At 44.9% G+C, this 17,843-nt stretch carries 21 protein-coding genes; 11 read left to right on the plus strand and 10 right to left on the minus strand.

Annotated features, from left to right (window positions below; genetic code table 11):
• Positions 1-318: 318 nt before the first annotated feature.
• The 3 genes from H6F63_RS25595 to H6F63_RS25605 form a co-directional block, all read right to left on the minus strand.
• Positions 319-1,020, minus strand: a complete 702-nt coding sequence (locus H6F63_RS25595; protein WP_190640131.1) for a PHP domain-containing protein — start codon at positions 1,018-1,020, stop codon at positions 319-321.
• Between the two features lie 213 nt (positions 1,021-1,233).
• Positions 1,234-2,430 (minus strand): HetZ-related protein, encoded by a 1,197-nt coding sequence (locus H6F63_RS25600; protein ID WP_190640132.1) that lies wholly within the window; start codon positions 2,428-2,430, stop codon positions 1,234-1,236.
• Positions 2,431-2,883: 453 nt separating this feature from the next.
• Entirely contained in the window at positions 2,884-3,537 is a 654-nt protein-coding gene (locus H6F63_RS25605; RefSeq protein WP_190452309.1) for an L-threonylcarbamoyladenylate synthase, read from the minus strand.
• Between the two features lie 197 nt (positions 3,538-3,734).
• Between H6F63_RS25605 and larC the strand changes: the two genes are divergently transcribed.
• Entirely contained in the window at positions 3,735-5,087 is a 1,353-nt protein-coding gene (gene larC / locus H6F63_RS25610) for a nickel pincer cofactor biosynthesis protein LarC (protein ID WP_190640133.1), read from the plus strand.
• Between the two features lie 82 nt (positions 5,088-5,169).
• Here larC and H6F63_RS25615 read toward each other — a convergent pair whose 3' ends face one another.
• The 3 genes from H6F63_RS25615 to H6F63_RS25625 form a co-directional block, all read right to left on the minus strand.
• On the minus strand, positions 5,170-5,883 hold the full coding sequence (locus H6F63_RS25615) for a DUF6658 family protein (RefSeq protein WP_190640134.1): 714 nt from the start codon (positions 5,881-5,883) through the stop codon (positions 5,170-5,172).
• Positions 5,884-5,980: 97 nt separating this feature from the next.
• Positions 5,981-6,538 (minus strand): DUF6658 family protein, encoded by a 558-nt coding sequence (locus tag H6F63_RS25620; protein ID WP_190640135.1) that lies wholly within the window; start codon positions 6,536-6,538, stop codon positions 5,981-5,983.
• A gap of 246 nt (positions 6,539-6,784) precedes the next feature.
• Complete coding sequence (locus tag H6F63_RS25625) at positions 6,785-6,925, minus strand: hypothetical protein (protein ID WP_190640136.1); 141 nt, start codon at positions 6,923-6,925, stop codon at positions 6,785-6,787.
• A 62-nt stretch (positions 6,926-6,987) separates the two neighbouring features.
• On the opposite strand from H6F63_RS25625, the gene H6F63_RS25630 reads away from it, so the two are divergent.
• Complete coding sequence (locus H6F63_RS25630) at positions 6,988-7,953, plus strand: YbhN family protein (RefSeq protein WP_190640137.1); 966 nt, start codon at positions 6,988-6,990, stop codon at positions 7,951-7,953.
• A 31-nt stretch (positions 7,954-7,984) separates the two neighbouring features.
• Here the strand turns inward: H6F63_RS25630 and H6F63_RS25635 are convergent, their stop codons facing one another.
• The 3 genes from H6F63_RS25635 to H6F63_RS25645 all read right to left on the minus strand — a co-directional run bounded on the left by H6F63_RS25635 (position 7,985) and on the right by H6F63_RS25645 (position 10,984).
• Positions 7,985-9,277 carry a hypothetical protein gene (locus H6F63_RS25635; protein ID WP_199298281.1) on the minus strand — a complete coding sequence of 431 codons (1,293 nt, stop codon included), beginning with the start codon at positions 9,275-9,277 and terminating at the stop codon, positions 7,985-7,987.
• A 213-nt stretch (positions 9,278-9,490) separates the two neighbouring features.
• Positions 9,491-10,462, minus strand: a complete 972-nt coding sequence (locus H6F63_RS25640) for a M48 family metallopeptidase (protein WP_190640139.1) — start codon at positions 10,460-10,462, stop codon at positions 9,491-9,493.
• A gap of 198 nt (positions 10,463-10,660) precedes the next feature.
• A complete protein-coding gene (locus H6F63_RS25645) occupies positions 10,661-10,984 on the minus strand; it encodes a (2Fe-2S) ferredoxin domain-containing protein (RefSeq protein ID WP_190640140.1) in 324 nt (107 codons plus the stop codon).
• 144 nt (positions 10,985-11,128) lie between these two features.
• On the opposite strand from H6F63_RS25645, the gene arsM reads away from it, so the two are divergent.
• The 6 genes from arsM to H6F63_RS25675 all read left to right on the plus strand — a co-directional run bounded on the left by arsM (position 11,129) and on the right by H6F63_RS25675 (position 14,528).
• Positions 11,129-12,097, plus strand: coding sequence for an arsenosugar biosynthesis arsenite methyltransferase ArsM (gene arsM, locus H6F63_RS25650; RefSeq protein WP_190640141.1), 969 nt, complete (start codon positions 11,129-11,131; stop codon positions 12,095-12,097).
• Positions 12,098-12,252: 155 nt separating this feature from the next.
• A complete protein-coding gene (locus tag H6F63_RS25655) occupies positions 12,253-12,576 on the plus strand; it encodes a metalloregulator ArsR/SmtB family transcription factor (RefSeq protein ID WP_190640142.1) in 324 nt (107 codons plus the stop codon).
• Positions 12,577-12,698: 122 nt separating this feature from the next.
• Entirely contained in the window at positions 12,699-12,893 is a 195-nt protein-coding gene (locus tag H6F63_RS25660) for a hypothetical protein (protein WP_190640143.1), read from the plus strand.
• Positions 12,894-12,930: 37 nt separating this feature from the next.
• Entirely contained in the window at positions 12,931-13,620 is a 690-nt protein-coding gene (locus H6F63_RS25665) for an MIP family channel protein (RefSeq protein ID WP_190640151.1), read from the plus strand.
• Positions 13,621-13,633: 13 nt separating this feature from the next.
• Complete coding sequence (arsC, locus tag H6F63_RS25670; protein WP_190640144.1) at positions 13,634-14,047, plus strand: arsenate reductase, glutathione/glutaredoxin type; 414 nt, start codon at positions 13,634-13,636, stop codon at positions 14,045-14,047.
• Positions 14,048-14,054: 7 nt separating this feature from the next.
• Positions 14,055-14,528 (plus strand): dual specificity protein phosphatase family protein, encoded by a 474-nt coding sequence (locus H6F63_RS25675; RefSeq protein WP_190640145.1) that lies wholly within the window; start codon positions 14,055-14,057, stop codon positions 14,526-14,528.
• 68 nt (positions 14,529-14,596) lie between these two features.
• Here the strand turns inward: H6F63_RS25675 and H6F63_RS25680 are convergent, their stop codons facing one another.
• The gene (locus H6F63_RS25680; RefSeq protein WP_190423729.1) at positions 14,597-14,920 is read right to left on the minus strand and encodes a YnfA family protein; all 324 of its coding nucleotides are present in this window, start codon (positions 14,918-14,920) and stop codon (positions 14,597-14,599) included.
• A gap of 178 nt (positions 14,921-15,098) precedes the next feature.
• Between H6F63_RS25680 and arsH the strand changes: the two genes are divergently transcribed.
• The 3 genes from arsH to H6F63_RS25695 all read left to right on the plus strand — a co-directional run bounded on the left by arsH (position 15,099) and on the right by H6F63_RS25695 (position 17,569).
• Positions 15,099-15,725, plus strand: a complete 627-nt coding sequence (gene arsH, locus H6F63_RS25685) for an arsenical resistance protein ArsH (protein ID WP_190640146.1) — start codon at positions 15,099-15,101, stop codon at positions 15,723-15,725.
• A 169-nt stretch (positions 15,726-15,894) separates the two neighbouring features.
• Entirely contained in the window at positions 15,895-16,896 is a 1,002-nt protein-coding gene (gene arsS, locus H6F63_RS25690) for an arsenosugar biosynthesis radical SAM (seleno)protein ArsS (RefSeq protein WP_190640147.1), read from the plus strand.
• Between the two features lies 1 nt (position 16,897).
• Complete coding sequence (locus tag H6F63_RS25695; RefSeq protein WP_190640148.1) at positions 16,898-17,569, plus strand: TVP38/TMEM64 family protein; 672 nt, start codon at positions 16,898-16,900, stop codon at positions 17,567-17,569.
• Positions 17,570-17,843: the final 274 nt, after the last annotated feature.

The raw sequence follows: 17,843 nt of genomic DNA on the forward strand, positions 1-17,843 counted from the left end.
CGGGCTATTTGTGCCGCTCCTTAGTGAGCGGCATTTATTTTATAAACCATAAAAAATATCTTACTTTGGGAAGAGGCAATAATTTATTGATTAGCTAAAAGCTGATTTAATCAATTAAGCGTAATGCGATCGCAATTTAAACAATACTTTTTGGTTAACTCTTGATCCCCCGCCTTAAAAAAGGCGATTAGCTATCTTCTTGGATTAAATATCACTAACAGAGAGAATTGCTTAAAAAACCCGTTTTCCCTATCAAAAACGGGTTTCTTGATATTTAGTTTTAATTGATAATCGTCTTTTCCCCAGCCCCCAGCTTTCCTACAAACGTTGAAGCAAGCTCAAACCGTGGGTATCAGTGCCGCAAGTGTTTAGCAAACGATAGGTAGTAGCCAATTGTATTGCCTCCGTGGTTTCGTTGGGGCTGGGTTTCCAGGGGCTAGGGTTATTGTAAGCGTAGTAGGTTTCCATGCCATCAATACCTATCTCAGCAGCCGCTCTTACGAGTTCAGTGGCCCGAAGGCGATAGCGGGATGGGTGCGCCAAAACCGCCAAGCCACCAGCTTGATGAACCGCAGTAATTACATTAGCAGCTTCAGCATCACTTCCTCTGGGTGCCTTGCCTTGTAAATACAGCTGCATTGCCGGATGTTCTGGGTCAAAGGCATAGCAGAGGATGTGGACTTCTATTTCCAGCAGCTTAGAAGTAATTTCCGCACCAGTCCACAGGTGCGGAGCGTCCACTTTAGAGTGATCAAATACCTTATCTAGCCAGCATTGAGCCGCTTTGTAACCACGAACAGAGTGATGATCGGTTATAGCAAGACCTTTGAGATCGAGGACGACTGCCTGCTCTATCAACTCTTCTGGCTTCAGCCTACCATCAGAGCAGATGGTGTGCATATGGAAGTTATAGGAAGTGGGACAGCTATCAGCCTGAATTGTCTCAAAGACCTCCCGAAGTGCTGTTGTATTTTGCGCTGGGGGATGGGGTGAAGCAGAATGAACAAGATTAATCGCCATAACCTCAAATGAGTCGTGCGCTTTCATTGATAATTGTTAACAATACCCTAGCAAAACTAAACCAGGATAGGTTGAAAAAAGTTAGGAGATATGAATTATAAGTTAGGAATTTAGAAAATTTTTCTGTTATACACTTGAGGCTGAGCTGAGTGTTGAGTGCTGAATTTTGAATAGAGAGAATTTATTCTAAACTCAGCACTCATAACTCATGAGTCATAAGTCTCCTTGGTTGCGGACTTTCCAAGCCATTTCTAGGACTTGAGTCCAGCGCTTTTGCAGCTGCTTAGGGGTGCATTTGAGCGATCGCGCAATCTCTTGATTGTCCATTTGAGCCTGTTTTAGCTGCAACAACTGCTGCTGTTCCGGGGAAAGCTGATTATAAAACTCTTCCCACTGAGTAGAGGACATTCCCAGCTTTTGGTCAAGGTCGGCACCCAACCATTGATGCACCAGTTGCCAGTTGTGCTGACGAGCGAATTTCTCAACGTGGTACTTGAAGCGCTGTTGCAGGTAGTCACGCTGGCGTGAGGTTAGACCCAGAAACTCGTCAATTTCAGGAGCGGAAAGGTCTTGCAGTTTTAAGGTAAGGTAATTTACGCAGTCTTGTTGACCTTGAGATTCTAGGTATTCTATCAGCTCAATGATGACGCGATCGCGCAAAACAGCTTCTGCTGGGTCAACTGTATCAGCAACTAATTGCGATCGCACTTGTTGCATTGCCGCTGACCGACTTTGCGTTTGAGCATCCTCACCCTTGGGAAACTCCACCGCCTGTTCAATATCCATTGTCGTCTCAGAGGGCAAGCGACGAGCAAAACTCTGCGCCCGCAACACAACCAGCTGCTGGCTGGTGCGATTCGGCAAATTAATCCGCCGCTTGGCATACTGTTCGCTGAACGCCATATACTCCGCCAATTCCAACTGAGTGCGCGGCGTATAGTCTGCCCCAAGCTGATTTTCCCGCCGGAAAGCTTTGATAGACTCTACATAAAACTCTTGCAAGAAGTCCTCAATCAGGTTGTAGCGAGCTTGAAAACCTAACTGAGATTGAGGCGCTACCACATAGCGATAAACCATAGCACTGAGATTGCTGTGCAGTTCCACGCGACCGCGCTTAGAACCTAGTCGGTAGTACGACAGACACTTTTGCAACCGATGACGCGCTAAGTTTAGCTGCCAGGAACTGATTTCGCCTGAAGTTTGAATGCGGGAACTCTTGTGGCAAATCCGTTCCACCTCCAGTGCAATCCTGCTCGCAACTGCCTGAACGTGCCTAGACATCACTTTGATTTCAGACCGCAGTTCCTCTACTAAAAGCTCTGTTAAAGTTTGCGAATCGAATCCTAACAATTGCTCAGCCGAATTAAACGTATTGTCAGAAGTTTGGCTGAGAGAATTTATAGTAGTCATGGTGAAAGCCCCTGGCGGTGGTAGTAATTAAAGTCAACTAGAGGCGCTCTTAAACGGTGCAATTTTGAGTAATATCAGGCAGTGCCTGCGATTGACCGTTTCAGCTCTCTATATTTAGACTGTAGAGGCTTGCCGTTAGACACCGGGCAGCTTGTGTGTTACTACGTTTATCTAACTAAGGAGACTCTTGATGCTCTCCAGGGATAAAAAGCCGCTCCAAAAAACCTAAAACCCTTGCTGTGCCTAAACTACAAGCCCCGGAGAACATCGGTGCATGACCGTTACTGTGGGGCATATATAGTCAGTGTTTAGTAGACAATTCACAAACTGGGTTGGTGGTAGTTTTTAGTCCGAAGTTCCCCTTTTTTCGGTTGTAGTTTATGATTTATCGTCCACAGTGGGATTTTGAATGACGATTTTGGATAAATTAGCGATCGCCTTTATCTAATCAAATTAACTGACCGATGTCGCCCAAGCCGTAGCAGCCTCCCATCCCAGACCCTTCCGGACGATTACAGGTTCCTGTTCGGTCAAATCTAAAATTGTGGAAACCTCGAAGCTTACTTGAGAATCATCATCCACAATTACGTCTACCAAATTGTCCAATTGGTCAAACAGTTCCGCCTTCTCCAAACCCACTATCGGGGTATCCCCATTTTCGTCTGATAAATGTGCTGATGTGGAAATAATGGGATTGCCCAATGCCTGCAACAGCGACTGGCACACTATATGATCGGGAACCCGAATGCCTGTAGTTTTGCGTTTAGGGTTCATTACCAGTCGGGGTACTAACTTGGTGGCAGGTAGCACAAATGTGTAGGGGCCTGGGATTAGATTCCTCATAATGCGGTAGGCGGCATCGGTGACTATGGCATATTGGGCAATGTTAGACAGAGACGGACACAGGAACGTCAGGGGCTTATCATTCGATAGCTGCTTAATCCGCCTCACCCGCTCCACAGCTGACTTAACGTTAATGTCACAGCCAATCGCGTAGACAGTATCTGTGGGATAAAGAATTACAGCACCATCTCGCATTGCCTTTACTATTTGTTCTATTCGACGTGTTTGGGGTGTATCAGGATGGATGGTGTAGATGGTCGCCATGAAAAATTAGCTCTCTCGCACTTAGCTTATATTTAGTTACCAGTTATAATTCTCGTCCCTAGTCAGAGGCTAAGAACGAGACGATGGGAGGCGGGAGCCTCCAGATTGTTGAAAATGGTGCAAATTTTCAGTTTATTTAAACCTCAAAACCCCTTTAACAGATAATTTGGTTAAAGCCCCTGACTCTTCATTACTCTATGAACAAGCTAGCTTATCTAGAATGTCCGACGGGAATTGCTGGTGATATGTGTTTGGGGGCGCTCGTAGATGCGGGGGTTCCCTTGGATTACCTGATAGAAAAGCTTGATGGTTTGGGGATGTCCCACGAGTACCAGTTACGAGCCGAAAAAGTCCATCGTAACGCCCAGCAAGCCACCAAAGTTCACGTAGATTTGAGTGTTCTGGATAATGGCAATGGAAGTCAGCACCAAGAACATCACCATCACCGTCACGAGGACAATGCTCATCACCATCACCACCACGAAGATGCTCATTCCCCGACGCGGCGCTTGCCAGAAATTGTGCAGTTAATTAACGCCGCCGGGTTGCCTTTACGGGTGCAAGCATCGAGTCTGGCGGTGTTTCGACGGCTGGCAGAGGCAGAAGGGGCGGTTCACGGTATTGCTCCGGAAGAGGTTTTATTTCACGAGGTTGGGGCTACTGATGCCATTGTAGATATTGTGGGTACTTGCTTGGGTTTGGATTGGTTAGGGATTGACGAACTATATTGTTCGGCACTTCCCACTGGTGGCGGTACGGTCAGGGCATCTCATGGTGTGATGCCAGTGCCAGTACCAGCGGTGCTGAAGTTGTGGGAATCCCGCCAGGTGCCAGTTTACAGTAATGGTATTGACCGGGAAATGGTGACACCGACTGGGGCCGCGATCGCAGTTACTCTTGCAACCAGTTTTGGTTCTCCGCCACCAATGACTATTCTGCGTGTTGGTAATGGTGCTGGTTCTCGCCAGTTACCGATTCCCAATATCCTGCGTCTCTGGATTGGGGAATTCACAGGCGAGACGCCCGCGCTACAGGCTGGGGATCTCTCTACCCCAATCTCTATTCCTCAATCCCCTCAATTAGAAATGATTTCGGTGCTGGAAACGCAAATTGATGATTTGAATCCCCAAGCTATCGGCTATGTGTTTGAGGCACTTTTTGAGGCTGGTGCAGTGGATGTTTTCACTCAATCAATTGGTATGAAAAAGTCCCGCCCTGGTGTGTTGCTGACGGTTATCTGCCATCCAGAGCATTTAGCTGCTTGCGAAGCCGTTTTGTTCCGCGAAACGACTACACTGGGCATCCGGCGGCTGATGCAGCAACGTTCCATCTTGCAACGGGAAATTCAGCAGCTTGAAACAGATATTGGCTTAATCCGCGTCAAGGTTGCTTGGAGTGGTAGTGATGGAGAAAGAGCGATCGCTAACGTACAGCCAGAATATGAAGATTGCGCGGCTTTGGCAAGGGCTACCAACCTACCCTGGCGCGAGGTGCATCAACTAGCGCTGGATGCTTGGTATAGTCAGCACCGAGCCGCTAGGGGCTGGTGACAGTAGCCCAAAATAACAAATAGGGTGGACGATGGCCACCCTATTAATAGCTTATTGAGTTTTGGTTTAACTTCAGAGGCTGCTAATCAATCGCCCGTTTGGCACCGTTAACAGCTTCATTTGTTTTGTTCTGAACATAACTAGAAGCTTTATCAGCTGCTTCCTTGGCACTGTCAAGTACGTTTTTGCCTGCGTCTTTGCTATTGTCCTTAACGTTGTCAGCTGCCCGCATTGCTTTTTGATTCACTTCTGAGGCATTTTGCTTAACGTCATCAGCTGCGCGCGCTGCGGACTTATTCGCGCCAGAGACTGCATCCTGAGCATTGTCCTTGATATTCTCAATACCCCGCTGTGTTCCCTTAGAGAAATCACGAGCTGATTTTTGAGCTTTGTCGCCAGCATCTTCGGCATTTTCGTTCACATTCTTACTGAAATCTCTGGCGTTTTCACCCTTCTTATCAAGTATCCGCTTGGTGTTTGTTCCTACATCTTCAGTTTGGTCAATGACGTTGCGCTCAGTTTTGTCTATCAGACCTTTGGCTTTTGTTTGTGCCTCTGAGAAGTCGGCTCTGGGATCTACATCGCTATAGTCGTTCATCCCGCCTTTGTATTCAGACGTTACAGCACCTGAAGGAACTTCATGTCTTATTTGATCTGCGGTTTTGCCTCGAGCTGGGGTTGTTGCTTGCGCTCCACCGTTGCAAGCGGTGCTAACAAACATGATGATTACCGACAAGAAGACGGTAATGATTTTGCCCAGATTGATGCTTTTAATTCGTGCAATTATTCTGTCCATAGAAAAGCTCCTTTTTTTGTAGAGTTAATAGTTGTTAGCAACAGAATTTATTTTAGATTTTGAAATGATTGCTTTTTCAAAATCTAAAATCCTGAGGTTACTTGTGCAAAGCGGGGTTGCTTTGGGCTTCTGGTCTTGCACCAGCCTCATCCGCCTTTTCTGTGACAAATTCGGTAGCTTCTTTGAACGTTTCCCCAACTTTCTCCAGACGATTTCCCACTCGTTCACCCAAGTCTGGATTACGCTGATTTAGCCCACCGGGTTCAGGCTGCACGAAATCTTTGGCGGTTTTTATTGGTAGTTCGTTCTCTTTGGCTATTCTACCCGCTGGTGTCTCTGCACCTGGGTAAAGTATTTCAGAATCTTTATTGGTGGCAATTAGTTGATTGAATGTGTTAATCTCAGCGCGATTTGGCTTGGCTGTTTGATTTTTTACAGATGGATCGGTAGACATTTTGTAGTTTGTGTAGCCATCTCCACCATTTGAGTGCGGGTTATTGTTACCTCCCATTTGCACCGGAGGATTACTTGGACGCGCACCTAAATTGTCACCGTTATTGCAAGCTGTGCTTACCATGAGCAACACACCTGCGAAAAAGATGGTCAATATTTGACCAAAGCGTAGTTTTTTAAAGAAAGTAGTTAAGTGTTTCACACACCGCCCCCAACAATTTTTACCAACTGTTGTAATTAATACAAATAGCAGCGCGATCGCTCATCTAGCGAAGGTCACATTCTGGCAGCGACTGCAAGCCAATCGTATCTAACTCTAGAGAGATTCACAAGAATTAGCCAAAAGTGCGTATCTAGTTGTCAGCAGCGCGCCTAAGAAAGCTAAATCGCTCTCTTAGTATAGAACTTGGCTGATTTATCGCTCTATTGGAAGTATAGTTGCCAATGCCTATTTGTGAGGATCTGGAGAAATTAGACCATTAGCTAGAGCGCAAATAAGGTCTATAGTTCGCCAATGCTGGCAAAGTGTAACGATGACTTTGCGATCGCTACCTGTTTCCAAAATCACATTCTCGCTACCAATCCCCACCCGTTACGCTCTTACCCTAGGATCAGGTATCTGCTGCAACTGACCACTCAATTTAGAAGCCCATGAAAAAAATTTGGTCAACTCTAAAGCCATACTTGCGCTGGGTAATTCTCGGCGCGACGCTGTTTTTTTTAGCGAAAGCTCTGAAAGACAACTGGCGAGAGGTTGCAGCAATTCACATTACTGGTAACGGATGGGCTTGTTTAGCGATCGCGTTTTTAATTACCTTACTTGCTCACACTTGGTCTGGATGGGTGTGGAGTTGGATTCTGCAATCCTTCCGCCAACCTGTTCAACCCCGATGGGTAATCCAGGTTTATCTGAAAACCAACCTTGCTAAATATTTACCAGGAAATGTCTGGCATTACTACGGGCGCATCGTGGCGGTGACATCGCATGGTGGCTCTTTAGGTGCAGCAACTCTCAGCGTGGTACTAGAACCTCTGCTGATGGTTGCGGCGGCTTTACTAATTGCCTTGATAGGTAGTCAAGCCCAAAATTGGGGCTTGCAAGTTCTCAGTTTGGCTGTCGTTTTGCTTGGGGTTCATCCTCGGATTTTGAACCCACTGATGCAGTTAGCGAGCAAGTTGAAGGGAAAAAGAAAAGTAGAGCAACCCACAAGTCCACAAGCAGAGGAAATAGGATTCCCAGCCCCCAATCAAGAGTCCCCAATTCAACAAAAAGAAACTTCTTTTCGGCTAGAACGCTATCCGCTGTTACCATTGTTGGGAGAAATTGGCTTTTTATTATTGCGCGGTACTGGCTTTTTGTTTGTTATGCAGGCGCTTGTGGCTACCAATTCCAGTCAGATACCAATGCTGTTAAGTGCTTTTAGTTTGGCGTGGCTTTTGGGCTTAGTTGTACCGGGCGCTCCTGGGGGGATTGGGGTATTTGAAGCAACTGCTTTGGCACTCTTGAGGCAACAGTTTTCTCCCGCTATTCTTATTAGTGTCGTTGCCTTGTTCCGCATGGTAAGTATTTTGGCGGAAGTAGCCGCTGCGGGACTAGCATCGTTGGTGAAAAATTAAAAATGAAGAATCCCCATTTTAAATTTTAAATTTATTCATCCGTTATTGGAGGCTCTGCGATCGCTTCATTCGCTGCTTCTAGCTCGGCATTCATTTTCAATTGAGAAAAAACCCGGTATACCTCCACAGGTTTATCCGACTGATATTCTTTTCTATGTTCTTGCATTTTTATTAAATTGTATTGCACATTCTCCCCATAAATCGCAAATGTTATATTGAATATCTCAAAAAAACTAATCACCCACTTGCAATCTTCTTCTGGATAGTCCATATAATACTGAATTAATTTAGCAATGCAAGTTTCCAAATGTGTGCGAGAATTTTTTGAGATTAAAATTACTTTTAATAACACAATCACCAAAGTCAAGGGATTCCCCTGAGACATCAACAAACCAAATAACGGCGATGGTTCTTGATGGTTTTCAGTTGTTAAATACTCGATAACCCGATTACAGGTTCGGAGCATTATCGCATCATTTAAGACGTTTTCGTTATGAGTATTATATAATCTGTCTAACTTTTCAGATAATTTAGTTCTCAGAACTTCGACAAAATTTGGGTTTTGTACTGAAAAAATTAAGTATTTTTTTAAGCTTTGCTTAAAATCTTGATAGGGAAGTTCTTTCGTTTGTTGTTTAAAAATATTGGCCAGATTTTCATAACTGAATGGCCCTCTTTTGACTACAATTGCCTTGATAAGACGCAGAACCTCATCTCCCAAGCTAGTCGGGTTTTTCGGCAATTGTTCTCTACCTACTGCCGATTGCGAGCGCGCAGTATACATCGCTAGATCAAACTTAAACTTGTCTTTTAGCTCTTGCGATAGCACTCTCGCAGCTTCCCGCTGTTCTACGGGGTTTTTGAGATCAGCATATTGAGGTACTAATAAATAAGAAGTATAGCGCTGGCTCCAGTGTAAGTTGTCACTATCTTCATATCTCGCAGCAAATAACTTTAACTCTTGATAGTCTTTGCTTTTAATAAAATTTGCTAGCCAAAGTCTCAGTCTACTTAAATTATGAGACAGAGTTTTTTTGCTAATTAGCAAATTATCAAATGAATGAATTAACTCTTTTATGGAGTTATAATTTCTGGTTGTCTCCCAATTATTAATGAGAATATAACAAGACCGCTTTAGCGTATTTCTAAACTCCTCCTCGTTATTAGAAAATATAATTTCTGACAGCGATTTTATTGCTGTAGCATTAACAGGATTAGTATCATAATAAATAAATAATCTCTTAAATTCCAGCAAAACATCTTCTGGAGGCCAGTGCTGAACGATCTCCAATAAGAACCGATATATCATGTCTTGACTAGGCAAAATTTCGCGCTCTGACTGATTAGAGTTGACGCGAGCCTTAGTTTGATACCCATCTGATAGAAGATCCCCGATCATTCCAGCACTTTAGGACTATTGAGTCCTTCCTTAGAGTATGAAAAGAGAAAGTAAATAGCACCCGTCGTCACAGAGTAATTGCAGTTTATCCTATTTGCTCTGGCTGCAATAGCCAGAATTGAAAAGAATTTTCAACTGTTAGGGATCTTGCGATCGCGACCTAAAACGGTTAATTTCAGCTTGTAATTCCTCAAGTTGACGCCGCAGTGCTTCCACGTCCTCAACTGGTGCTTCCGAGGGAACATTCACCGCTCCCGACGCTCCTTTACGCTGGTAATTTCCCCTACGAATTTGACCATACTCCTCGGATTTTGCCCAATTTCGCAAGTGGTGGACACGTTCAACTGTAAATGGGTGGGTAACAAACCAGCCTTGACCTCCGTTATAAAGTAAAAATTTGTACACTTGATTTAGTCCATCTTGATCGAGTTCTTGATACCTCTCTGATTGGCGAATAAATTCATCTAAACTTGCTTCATTCACATAACGCATACTCCCACCTGAGAGTTTCATCATTTTGTTCATTACTGGATTAAGGTCATCTATTACTAAAAGAGCTGCCCTATCTGCTGATAATTCAGCTTTTCGGCTCCATTCATAAAAAGCCAAAATTAAACCACTGCTTAGCAAATTGCTAAAGCCAAATGTCGCATTACCTATATAGTTAATGGTTCGCAGCGCCCAAATTGCCATTTGAGTTAAAGTCGTATGACCGCATTTAAGATGTCCTAATTCATGAGCAATTACTGCTCGAATTTCTACTTCGTTTAGCAGGTCTAAAAGTCCAGAATTTAGGATAATAAAAGGGCGTTCTTCTCCAATCGCTCCAGCGTTAGCCTCTGGAGTTTGAGAGATGAACAACAATGGCTCTGGGTAAATGTCCAAATCGCGTACACATTCCCGAAATATCCCGTAAATGGTGGAATACTGGCGCGGCCCCACCTGAATGCTATTCCCCATCTGATAGACAAATTGCGGACGCTCAGAGAAAAACTCGACAAACTTGCGAGCCACAAGGTCAAATCCAGGTACGCTGCGTAAAGTTTCCTCGGCTTGTCGGTCGAGGGGGTGTCTAAATGCTTCGCTGGAAATTCCGGTATAAGTAGGCATACTAATCAACTCTTATACAGTATTTTACTGAAACTATGAAAGCTTACCAATAAAGTAATCAGGTATTGATCTACATTACATTTAAGTGGGATTACGGATGTAGCCAAACAGCCCCAGAAATATCTTTAGAACCAAACAACCATCTAACCTCTGAAAAAGAATCATAGTCAGAAGTTACTATATGTAGCATAAATAACCTCAAAAAGTTATTTTCATATGAATCCTGGGGTTAAGCTTGGCTTCTATCGGCTGTCCCCCTTTTAAATGTTGTTCAACAATAGCAGTTACATCCTGGGGTTGAACTCGGCAGTACCAAGTTTCTTCCGGGACGATCCGCACCGTAGGACCACAGCTACACTGTCCTTGGCAAGCGCTCCCCTTTACCGTAACTCCTGGTACTTCCTGAGCCTCAAAAGCGGCTAACACTTCGGCGGAGCCATGTGCTAGACATGAGCGGTACTGGCAAACAAATAGGCAACGCTGCTGTTGTTCTAAAGAATTTTCTGGCGTAATATTTTCCAATTTCCCCTGTCCGCTCTTGTATCCCGAATGATTATTGATCCATATTAACTTCACCCTACTCGTTCAGTAGGGACAGGTTTTGCTAGTGTTTGAAAGGAGTCTAGCGTCTTTCTCTTGCAAATTGCTAGAAAAGGGAACATTTTAATGAGCTATCTTGAAACCGCTGCTGAATTTTACGGCGAAGTGGCACAGACACCAGAAGTTGGTTTATGCTGCGTTCAAAGCAGTCCGCTACAATTACCAGGGCTGAAAATTCCGCCTCAGATGCAGGAGATGAATTATGGCTGCGGCACTACTGTCCATCCGACGGAACTGGCTAACTCTCCGAGTGTGCTATATGTAGGTGTTGGCGGTGGGTTGGAAGCACTGCAATTTGCCTATTTTTCCCGACGAGTTGGTGGGGTAATTGCCGTCGATTCAGTAGCAAAAATGCGCGAAGCTGCTGCTAGGAACCTGAGAATGGCTTCTGCCCAAAACGCCTGGTTTGACCTCAGTTTTGTAGAGATTCGGGAAGGCGACGCTTTCGCCTTACCAGTACCAGATGCCTCAGTGGATGTAGTTGCCCAAAATTGTCTTTTTAATATCTTTGAGCCCGCCGACTTGAATAAGGCGCTTCAAGAAGCCTATCGGGTATTAAAACCGGGTGGCAGGCTGTTAATGAGCGACCCCATTGCTACTCGTCCGATTCCATCCCATCTTCAGAAAGATGAAAGGTTACGGGCAATGTGCTTGTCTGGTGCTATGACTTACGAACAGTATACTCAGCAATTAATTGATGCTGGGTTTGGTCAGGTGGAAATTCGCGCCCGTCGTCCATATCGGCTGCTGGATTCTGCTACCTACGGTTTGCAGGAACCTTTGCTTTTGGAAAGTTTAGATTCTGTCTCTTTTAAAGTCCAAATCCCTGAAGATGGTGCCTGTATTTTTACAGGGAAAACAGCAATTTATGCTGGTTCTGAAGAGTTTTTTGATGACTTGAATGGGCATATACTTCATCGTGGCATTCCAGCAGCCGTGTGCGATAAAACGGCGGGAAAACTGGGAGGATTAATGCCAAATGAAGTATTAATTACTGATTCAACTTGGCACTATACTGGCGGCGGTTGCTGTTGATATAGGCTGCAAACATATTCCGAATCGCTCCCCAACCGGGTTGGGGAGCGAGCTTTTCTGCTCTCGTTACTATTACGGCTTGGGAGGCGATCGCTTCCGCCTTATTGGTTGGTGCAAGGTTTAGGATAGCTAAAGAGTCGTTTCAACAAAACTTGATGGTTAACCTAAAACCGATCGCACCAGCTTCTATTTCTTCTAGTTTTCATGCTCTGTCTGACCCTCTGCGGCTTCAAGTCATAGATTTGCTGCGATCGCAAGAGCTATGCGTGTGCGAACTTTGCGAGAAATTAGGGGTGACTCAGTCTAAACTCTCTTTTCACCTGAAAACACTCAAAGAAGCCGAACTCGTGCGATCGCGTCAAGAAGGGCGCTGGATTTACTACAGTCTGAACCTCCCCCAATTTGTCCTCTTGGAGCAGTTCCTCGCCGAGTACCGTACAAAAGCTGTGATGTTGCCCGCTCGCTCCTGCCCTGACTAGCCTTCACCCATCAACTTTTTTAATAAGGTTATTGTCTGCGATACCTTCACTGCTACTTGACAAATCAATTTTTTTTGAAATGATATAGGTATACCCCTAAAATATGTAATCGGGGGAGGGCAATGGACATAACAGCAAAGGGTTCGGCTATCCGGCTTGGTATTCTTGCTTTGACAGCTATTGTCGCTGCCACACTTTCCTCATGTACTTCCACCCTATCGCCGCAGCAAAATCAGAGCAGTGGTTCAAGCAACGGAGCGCTTAAACTCTATGGTGCAGTTTTTCACTTTTGTATGAGAGCTTTTACCAATTCCTAATCCCATACTGAGAAAAGATTTGAAATCAAATTCAAAAATTTTTTTTTGGAAATCAGTTTCCCATTGCTGGCGAGAGGCCGTGGCGGAAGGCATTGGCAGTTTTGTTTTAGTCTTTGCTGGGACTGGCGCTGTGATGGTCAATCAAATCAGCAATGGGGCCATTACTCATCTCGGCATCAGCTTTGTATTTGGGGCAGTTGTTGCCGCTTTAATTTATACGCTGGGACACATTAGCGGTGCTCATTTTAACCCGGCGGTGACGCTGGCTTTTTGGACAAGTGGCTTTTTTCCTAAGCGGCGAGTGCTGCCTTATATTTTGGCGCAGTCATTGGGAGCAGTTTTCGCCTCAGCTTTACTACTAATAGCTTTGGGGCGCGTAGCTAATCTAGGTGCAACTGTGCCGCTAGAGGGGAATTGGCTGCAATCTCTGGTGCTGGAAGCGGTGCTGACATTTATATTGATGTTTGTGATTTTTGGTTCTGGGCTGGATCGCCGCGCCCCGATTGGCTTTGCGGGGTTAGCGATTGGCTTAACTGTGGGGTTAGAGGCAGCGTTTATGGGGCCGATTACGGGAGCGAGTATGAATCCCGTAAGGTCATTTGGCCCTGCTTTGGTTGGCGGAATATGGCAGCACCATTGGGTTTATTGGGTGGCACCGATTTTAGGGGCGCAATTAGCGGTGCTAGTGTACAGGCAACTTTCCAACGGATTTCGGGATATTCAGTAAGCGAGGAAACAAAATGAAACGTGTCATGTTTGTGTGCAAGAAAAATTCTGCCCGTTCCCAAATGGCGGAAGGCTTTGCAAAAACGCTGGGTAAGGGAAAAATTGAAGTGATTAGCTCTGGATTAGAAGCCTCTCAGGTTAGACCAGAAGCGATCGCTACCATGAAAGAAATCGGCATTGACATTACCAATCAACACTCGAAACCCCTTAGCGACTTCAAAGCTGAAGACTTTGATGTGGTAATTTCCCTATGCGGTTGTGGAGTTAATCTGCCGACAGATTGGGTACTTCGGGAAGTCTTTGAGGATTGGCAGCTTGACGATCCGGCTGAACAGCCTGAAATTTTCCCCAGAGTGCGCGATCAGATAAAAGAACGGGTGACTCAACTCATTGAATCGCTTAAAGAAGAAGCAACACCTGTTGGATAAGGTTCTAATGACAAACCAAACACCGATAGAGCAACCAATCCAACCGATTGCAGAGAATTTGTGGTGGGTGATTCCAGGCAAACTCGCAGGTGTTCGTAAGCCAATGCCAGAGGAACTGAACGAACTACAGGCTGCGGGTGTTGGCGCGATTGTCTCTGTTATGGATGACCCCTCCAACCTAGATTTGTATCACCAGGCAAACATCCCTCACCTCTGGTTGCCAACCAAAGGCGGTACTCAACCCAGTCGGGAACAGGTTGAAGAATTACACAACTTTGTTGACAGTCAAAATCGCCAAGGCAACGCTGTTGCAGTGCATTGCACCAGTGGGAGACGACGGACGGGAACGATGCTGGCTTCTTACCTAATTTGCACTGGCGCGTCTTATAGCGAAGCAATGCAGACAATTGAGAGTGCGAACTCCGAAGTCGAACTGCGCGAAGCCCAAAGCGCCTTTTTGCGAGATTTGGCAGGAGGATAAATAAGCCAATTGACATACGGGGCGGTGGAGGATTGTGCAGTAAAGGTTCGGATGCAGACGGAGGTTCATTAGCGATGAGGGCTGAACAAGATTACAACCGCTCCGATGAGGGAGATCGTAACGCCAAGTAAGTCCCACTTATCCGGTTTAACCCCCTCAGCCAACCATAACCAAAACAGAGATAAGAGGATGTAGAAACCACTGTAGGCAGCGTATGCTCTTCCAGCATTTGAAGCATCTACTTTGGTTAGAGCAACAGCATAGATGATCAGAGCGAAGATACCTGGAACAGTCCACAAGATACTCTTTCCTAGTCGTAACCATGCCCAAAACGTGTAACACCCGGAGATTTCTCCTAGAGCTGCAACTAGAAAGAAGCCAAACGTTTGCATTTTTAGTAATTACTAAGAGGTCAAAAAAGACATCCTATATCAAGCCCGTCTAATTATCAATAATAAAAACCTGTCCGCTTCAGTTCTAATTATAGCTATTCAACCGGACATGATATTACATCTAGGAGTCATGATCAATTCGTTAGTTGAATTCCTAAACTAGAGGTTACTAATTTCCATGACAACTTTCGATCATCCACCCAGAATCTTGTTTTTGTATGGCTCTTTAAGAGAGCGTTCTTACAGCCGTTTATTAGCAGAAGAGTCCGCCAGAATTATCGAAGGTTTTGGTGCAGAAACCAAATTTTTTGACCCACGTGAATTGCCGATTCACGGCAGCGTAGAAGCTGACCATCCAAAGGTTCAAGAATTGCGGAATTTAAGCTTGTGGTCTGAGGGTCAAGTTTGGTCTAGTCCAGAGATGCACGGGAATATTACAGGTATCCTGAAAAACCAAATTGACTGGATTCCCCTAACTTTAGGGGCAGTGAGACCGACTCAAGGCAGAACTTTGGCAGTTATGCAGGTCAGTGGCGGTTCTCAGTCGTTTAACGCCGTCAATACTATGCGAATCCTGGGACGCTGGATGCGGATGTTTACTATCCCCAATCAGTCTTCGGTTGCCAAAGCTTACAACGAGTTCAACGAAGACGGGACGATGAAGGATTCCTCATATCGCGATCGCGTTATCGACGTAATGGAAGAGCTTTACAAGTTTACGCTGCTACTCCGAGATCGAGTAGACTACCTGACGGATCGCTACAGCGAACGCAAGGAAAAAGAAGCCAAGCTGCTTCAGATGTAATTTCCTACGGGGTGTCGGGTGATTTCATACTACAGCTAGAGGTCAAGGAATCTAGCTGTGAAGCACTGTTTCCCGCAACCCGTAATCTTTAAGATTAGGGGCTTTTTAACTACTCGCCTACAAAATAGAACGGTATGATCGGGAGAGAACAATAAATTTTTGTTAACAAATGCTCCAGATAGAATCAAATCAACCAAAAATAACCCAATTTAAAGAAAAAATCGGACTTCCTCTAAGTAAAAGCAAAATCAGTGTTTTGCAAATCAATTTAGGAAAGCGCTGCAATCTTGCCTGTACTCATTGCCATGTGGAAGCAGGGCCAAAACGCACAGAAGAACTCACCCCAGAAGTTTGCAATCAACTGATTGAAGTAATATATAAATTTCCCGAACTCAAAATAGTAGACTTGACGGGCGGCGCGCCGGAAATGAATTATGGTTTCAAGCCATTGGTAGAAGCAGCCAGGGATAATGGTAAGCAAGTAATTGTCAGGTCAAATCTCACTATTTACTTTGAATCAGGGTTTGAAGATATCCCCGAATACTGTGCCAAACATCAAACAAGAATTGTTGCTTCTCTGCCCTGTTATCTGGAAGACAATGTTGATAAAATGCGCGGAAATGGGGTTTATGATGCTTCAATTCGGGCGCTGCAATGGCTGAATAAATTGGGTTATGCACAAGACCCAAATTTAATCCTAGATTTGGTGTTTAACCCGCAAGTACCGCGCACAGAAAAATTTTCTCTAACTCCTAATCAGAGGACGCTGCAACAAGATTACCAGAAGTTTTTAAAAGAACATTTTGATGTTGAATTTAACAACCTATTTACGATTACGAATTTACCGATAGGGCGAGTGCAGCAGCATTTACAACGTAAGCAGCTATACACACCATATTTGCAGTTTCTAGAGGCTCATTTCAATGGCGATACGGTTGAAAATTTAATGTGTCGAAATGAACTTTCAATCGACTATCTGGGCAATATTTATGATTGCGACTTTAACCAGATGACAAATATTCCAGCCAAAACTCGCACAGGTGAAACGCTGACGGTGGCTAAGTTACTGGAAGCTGGAAGGTTAGACTTAATAGACGAGGTACAGACGGCACCGTATTGTTACGGTTGTACGGCTGGGAGTGGTTCTAGTTGCGGCGGTGCTTTGGTGTGAAATGATAAATCGGTCGCCAGTCAAATTCCTCAAAAATCCGCGATTTTGGATGGCGATCGCGCTGCTATTTTTCCTGCTGCTATGTATCTTTAGCCCGCTGAAAGTTTTGTTCGATCCCATTGTTCTTACTCAGCAGATAAAAAGTTGGGGGAATTGGGGCATCTTTTTGTTTCTTCTAATTTTCACCGCAGCAACGGCGGTAGGTATACCTGGAATTATGTTTCCGGTTGTTGCTGGTGCCGTTTTTGGGTTAGTTTGGGGAACCTTTTGGTCTGTCGTGGGCGCTACACTGGGAGCGATCGCTGCTTTCTGGACTGCGCGTTACATGTTGCATGACTGGGCAAAACGTCGATTTGGCGAACATCCAGCCTTGATGCGGTTTAATCAAGCGATCGCCCGTCAACCGCTGACTTTTGTGTTAGCGGTGCGTTTTGCGCCAATTTCGCCCTTCACTGTCGTCAATTTTCTCTTTGGACTAACACCGATTAATTGGGTTCCCTATGCAGTCGGCACCTTTTTAGGAATTATCCCTGGAATGATAGCTTACGTCTGGGTGGGAGCCACGGGAGAGTCGGTTTTGCGAGGAGGCGATCGCTTCCCTTTTTTCTTAGCATTGAGTTTCCTCGCCTTACTCTCCTTCCTGCCAATTTTGGCTAGGAAAAAAAAGCCTTAACTTTTCATAGAAAACTTCTATATAGCAGCCCTAAATGGTTCGTGAACGCAAGATACCCGACTTCTTAAAGAAGTCGGGTATCTGAAGGACGGGCATCTTACAATCCTATTTGAATTGTTATATGTCCCTGGAAAACATATATCTGTAGGGACATGGCATTGCCCACTGGTGTCAACTTAAGCGAGATAAGAAAGAGCGGCATAAAGTAGAAAAAAGCCTCGAATAGCTTCTAGGCTCTTAGTATCCTCTTACTATCAATGAGTAAAAAACGTCC

Source organism: Trichocoleus sp. FACHB-40, assembly GCF_014695915.1.
Classification (GTDB): domain Bacteria; phylum Cyanobacteriota; class Cyanobacteriia; order Cyanobacteriales; family FACHB-T130; genus Funiculus; species Funiculus sociatus.

What these genes read in the sequence shown, in the direction of transcription:
- H6F63_RS25595 (WP_190640131.1), bottom strand. Translation starts at nt 1,020, where the DNA reads ATGGCGATTAATCTTGTTCATTCTGCTTCACCCCATCCCCCAGCGCAA.
- H6F63_RS25600 (WP_190640132.1), bottom strand. Translation starts at nt 2,430, where the DNA reads ATGACTACTATAAATTCTCTCAGCCAAACTTCTGACAATACGTTTAAT.
- H6F63_RS25605 (WP_190452309.1), bottom strand. Translation starts at nt 3,537, where the DNA reads ATGGCGACCATCTACACCATCCATCCTGATACACCCCAAACACGTCGA.
- larC (WP_190640133.1), top strand. Translation starts at nt 3,735, where the DNA reads ATGAACAAGCTAGCTTATCTAGAATGTCCGACGGGAATTGCTGGTGAT.
- H6F63_RS25615 (WP_190640134.1), bottom strand. Translation starts at nt 5,883, where the DNA reads ATGGACAGAATAATTGCACGAATTAAAAGCATCAATCTGGGCAAAATC.
- H6F63_RS25630 (WP_190640137.1), top strand. Translation starts at nt 6,988, where the DNA reads ATGAAAAAAATTTGGTCAACTCTAAAGCCATACTTGCGCTGGGTAATT.
- H6F63_RS25640 (WP_190640139.1), bottom strand. Translation starts at nt 10,462, where the DNA reads ATGCCTACTTATACCGGAATTTCCAGCGAAGCATTTAGACACCCCCTC.
- arsM (WP_190640141.1), top strand. Translation starts at nt 11,129, where the DNA reads ATGAGCTATCTTGAAACCGCTGCTGAATTTTACGGCGAAGTGGCACAG.
- H6F63_RS25655 (WP_190640142.1), top strand. Translation starts at nt 12,253, where the DNA reads ATGGTTAACCTAAAACCGATCGCACCAGCTTCTATTTCTTCTAGTTTT.
- H6F63_RS25660 (WP_190640143.1), top strand. Translation starts at nt 12,699, where the DNA reads ATGGACATAACAGCAAAGGGTTCGGCTATCCGGCTTGGTATTCTTGCT.
- arsC (WP_190640144.1), top strand. Translation starts at nt 13,634, where the DNA reads ATGAAACGTGTCATGTTTGTGTGCAAGAAAAATTCTGCCCGTTCCCAA.
- H6F63_RS25675 (WP_190640145.1), top strand. Translation starts at nt 14,055, where the DNA reads ATGACAAACCAAACACCGATAGAGCAACCAATCCAACCGATTGCAGAG.
- H6F63_RS25680 (WP_190423729.1), bottom strand. Translation starts at nt 14,920, where the DNA reads ATGCAAACGTTTGGCTTCTTTCTAGTTGCAGCTCTAGGAGAAATCTCC.
- arsH (WP_190640146.1), top strand. Translation starts at nt 15,099, where the DNA reads ATGACAACTTTCGATCATCCACCCAGAATCTTGTTTTTGTATGGCTCT.
- arsS (WP_190640147.1), top strand. Translation starts at nt 15,895, where the DNA reads ATGCTCCAGATAGAATCAAATCAACCAAAAATAACCCAATTTAAAGAA.
- H6F63_RS25695 (WP_190640148.1), top strand. Translation starts at nt 16,898, where the DNA reads ATGATAAATCGGTCGCCAGTCAAATTCCTCAAAAATCCGCGATTTTGG.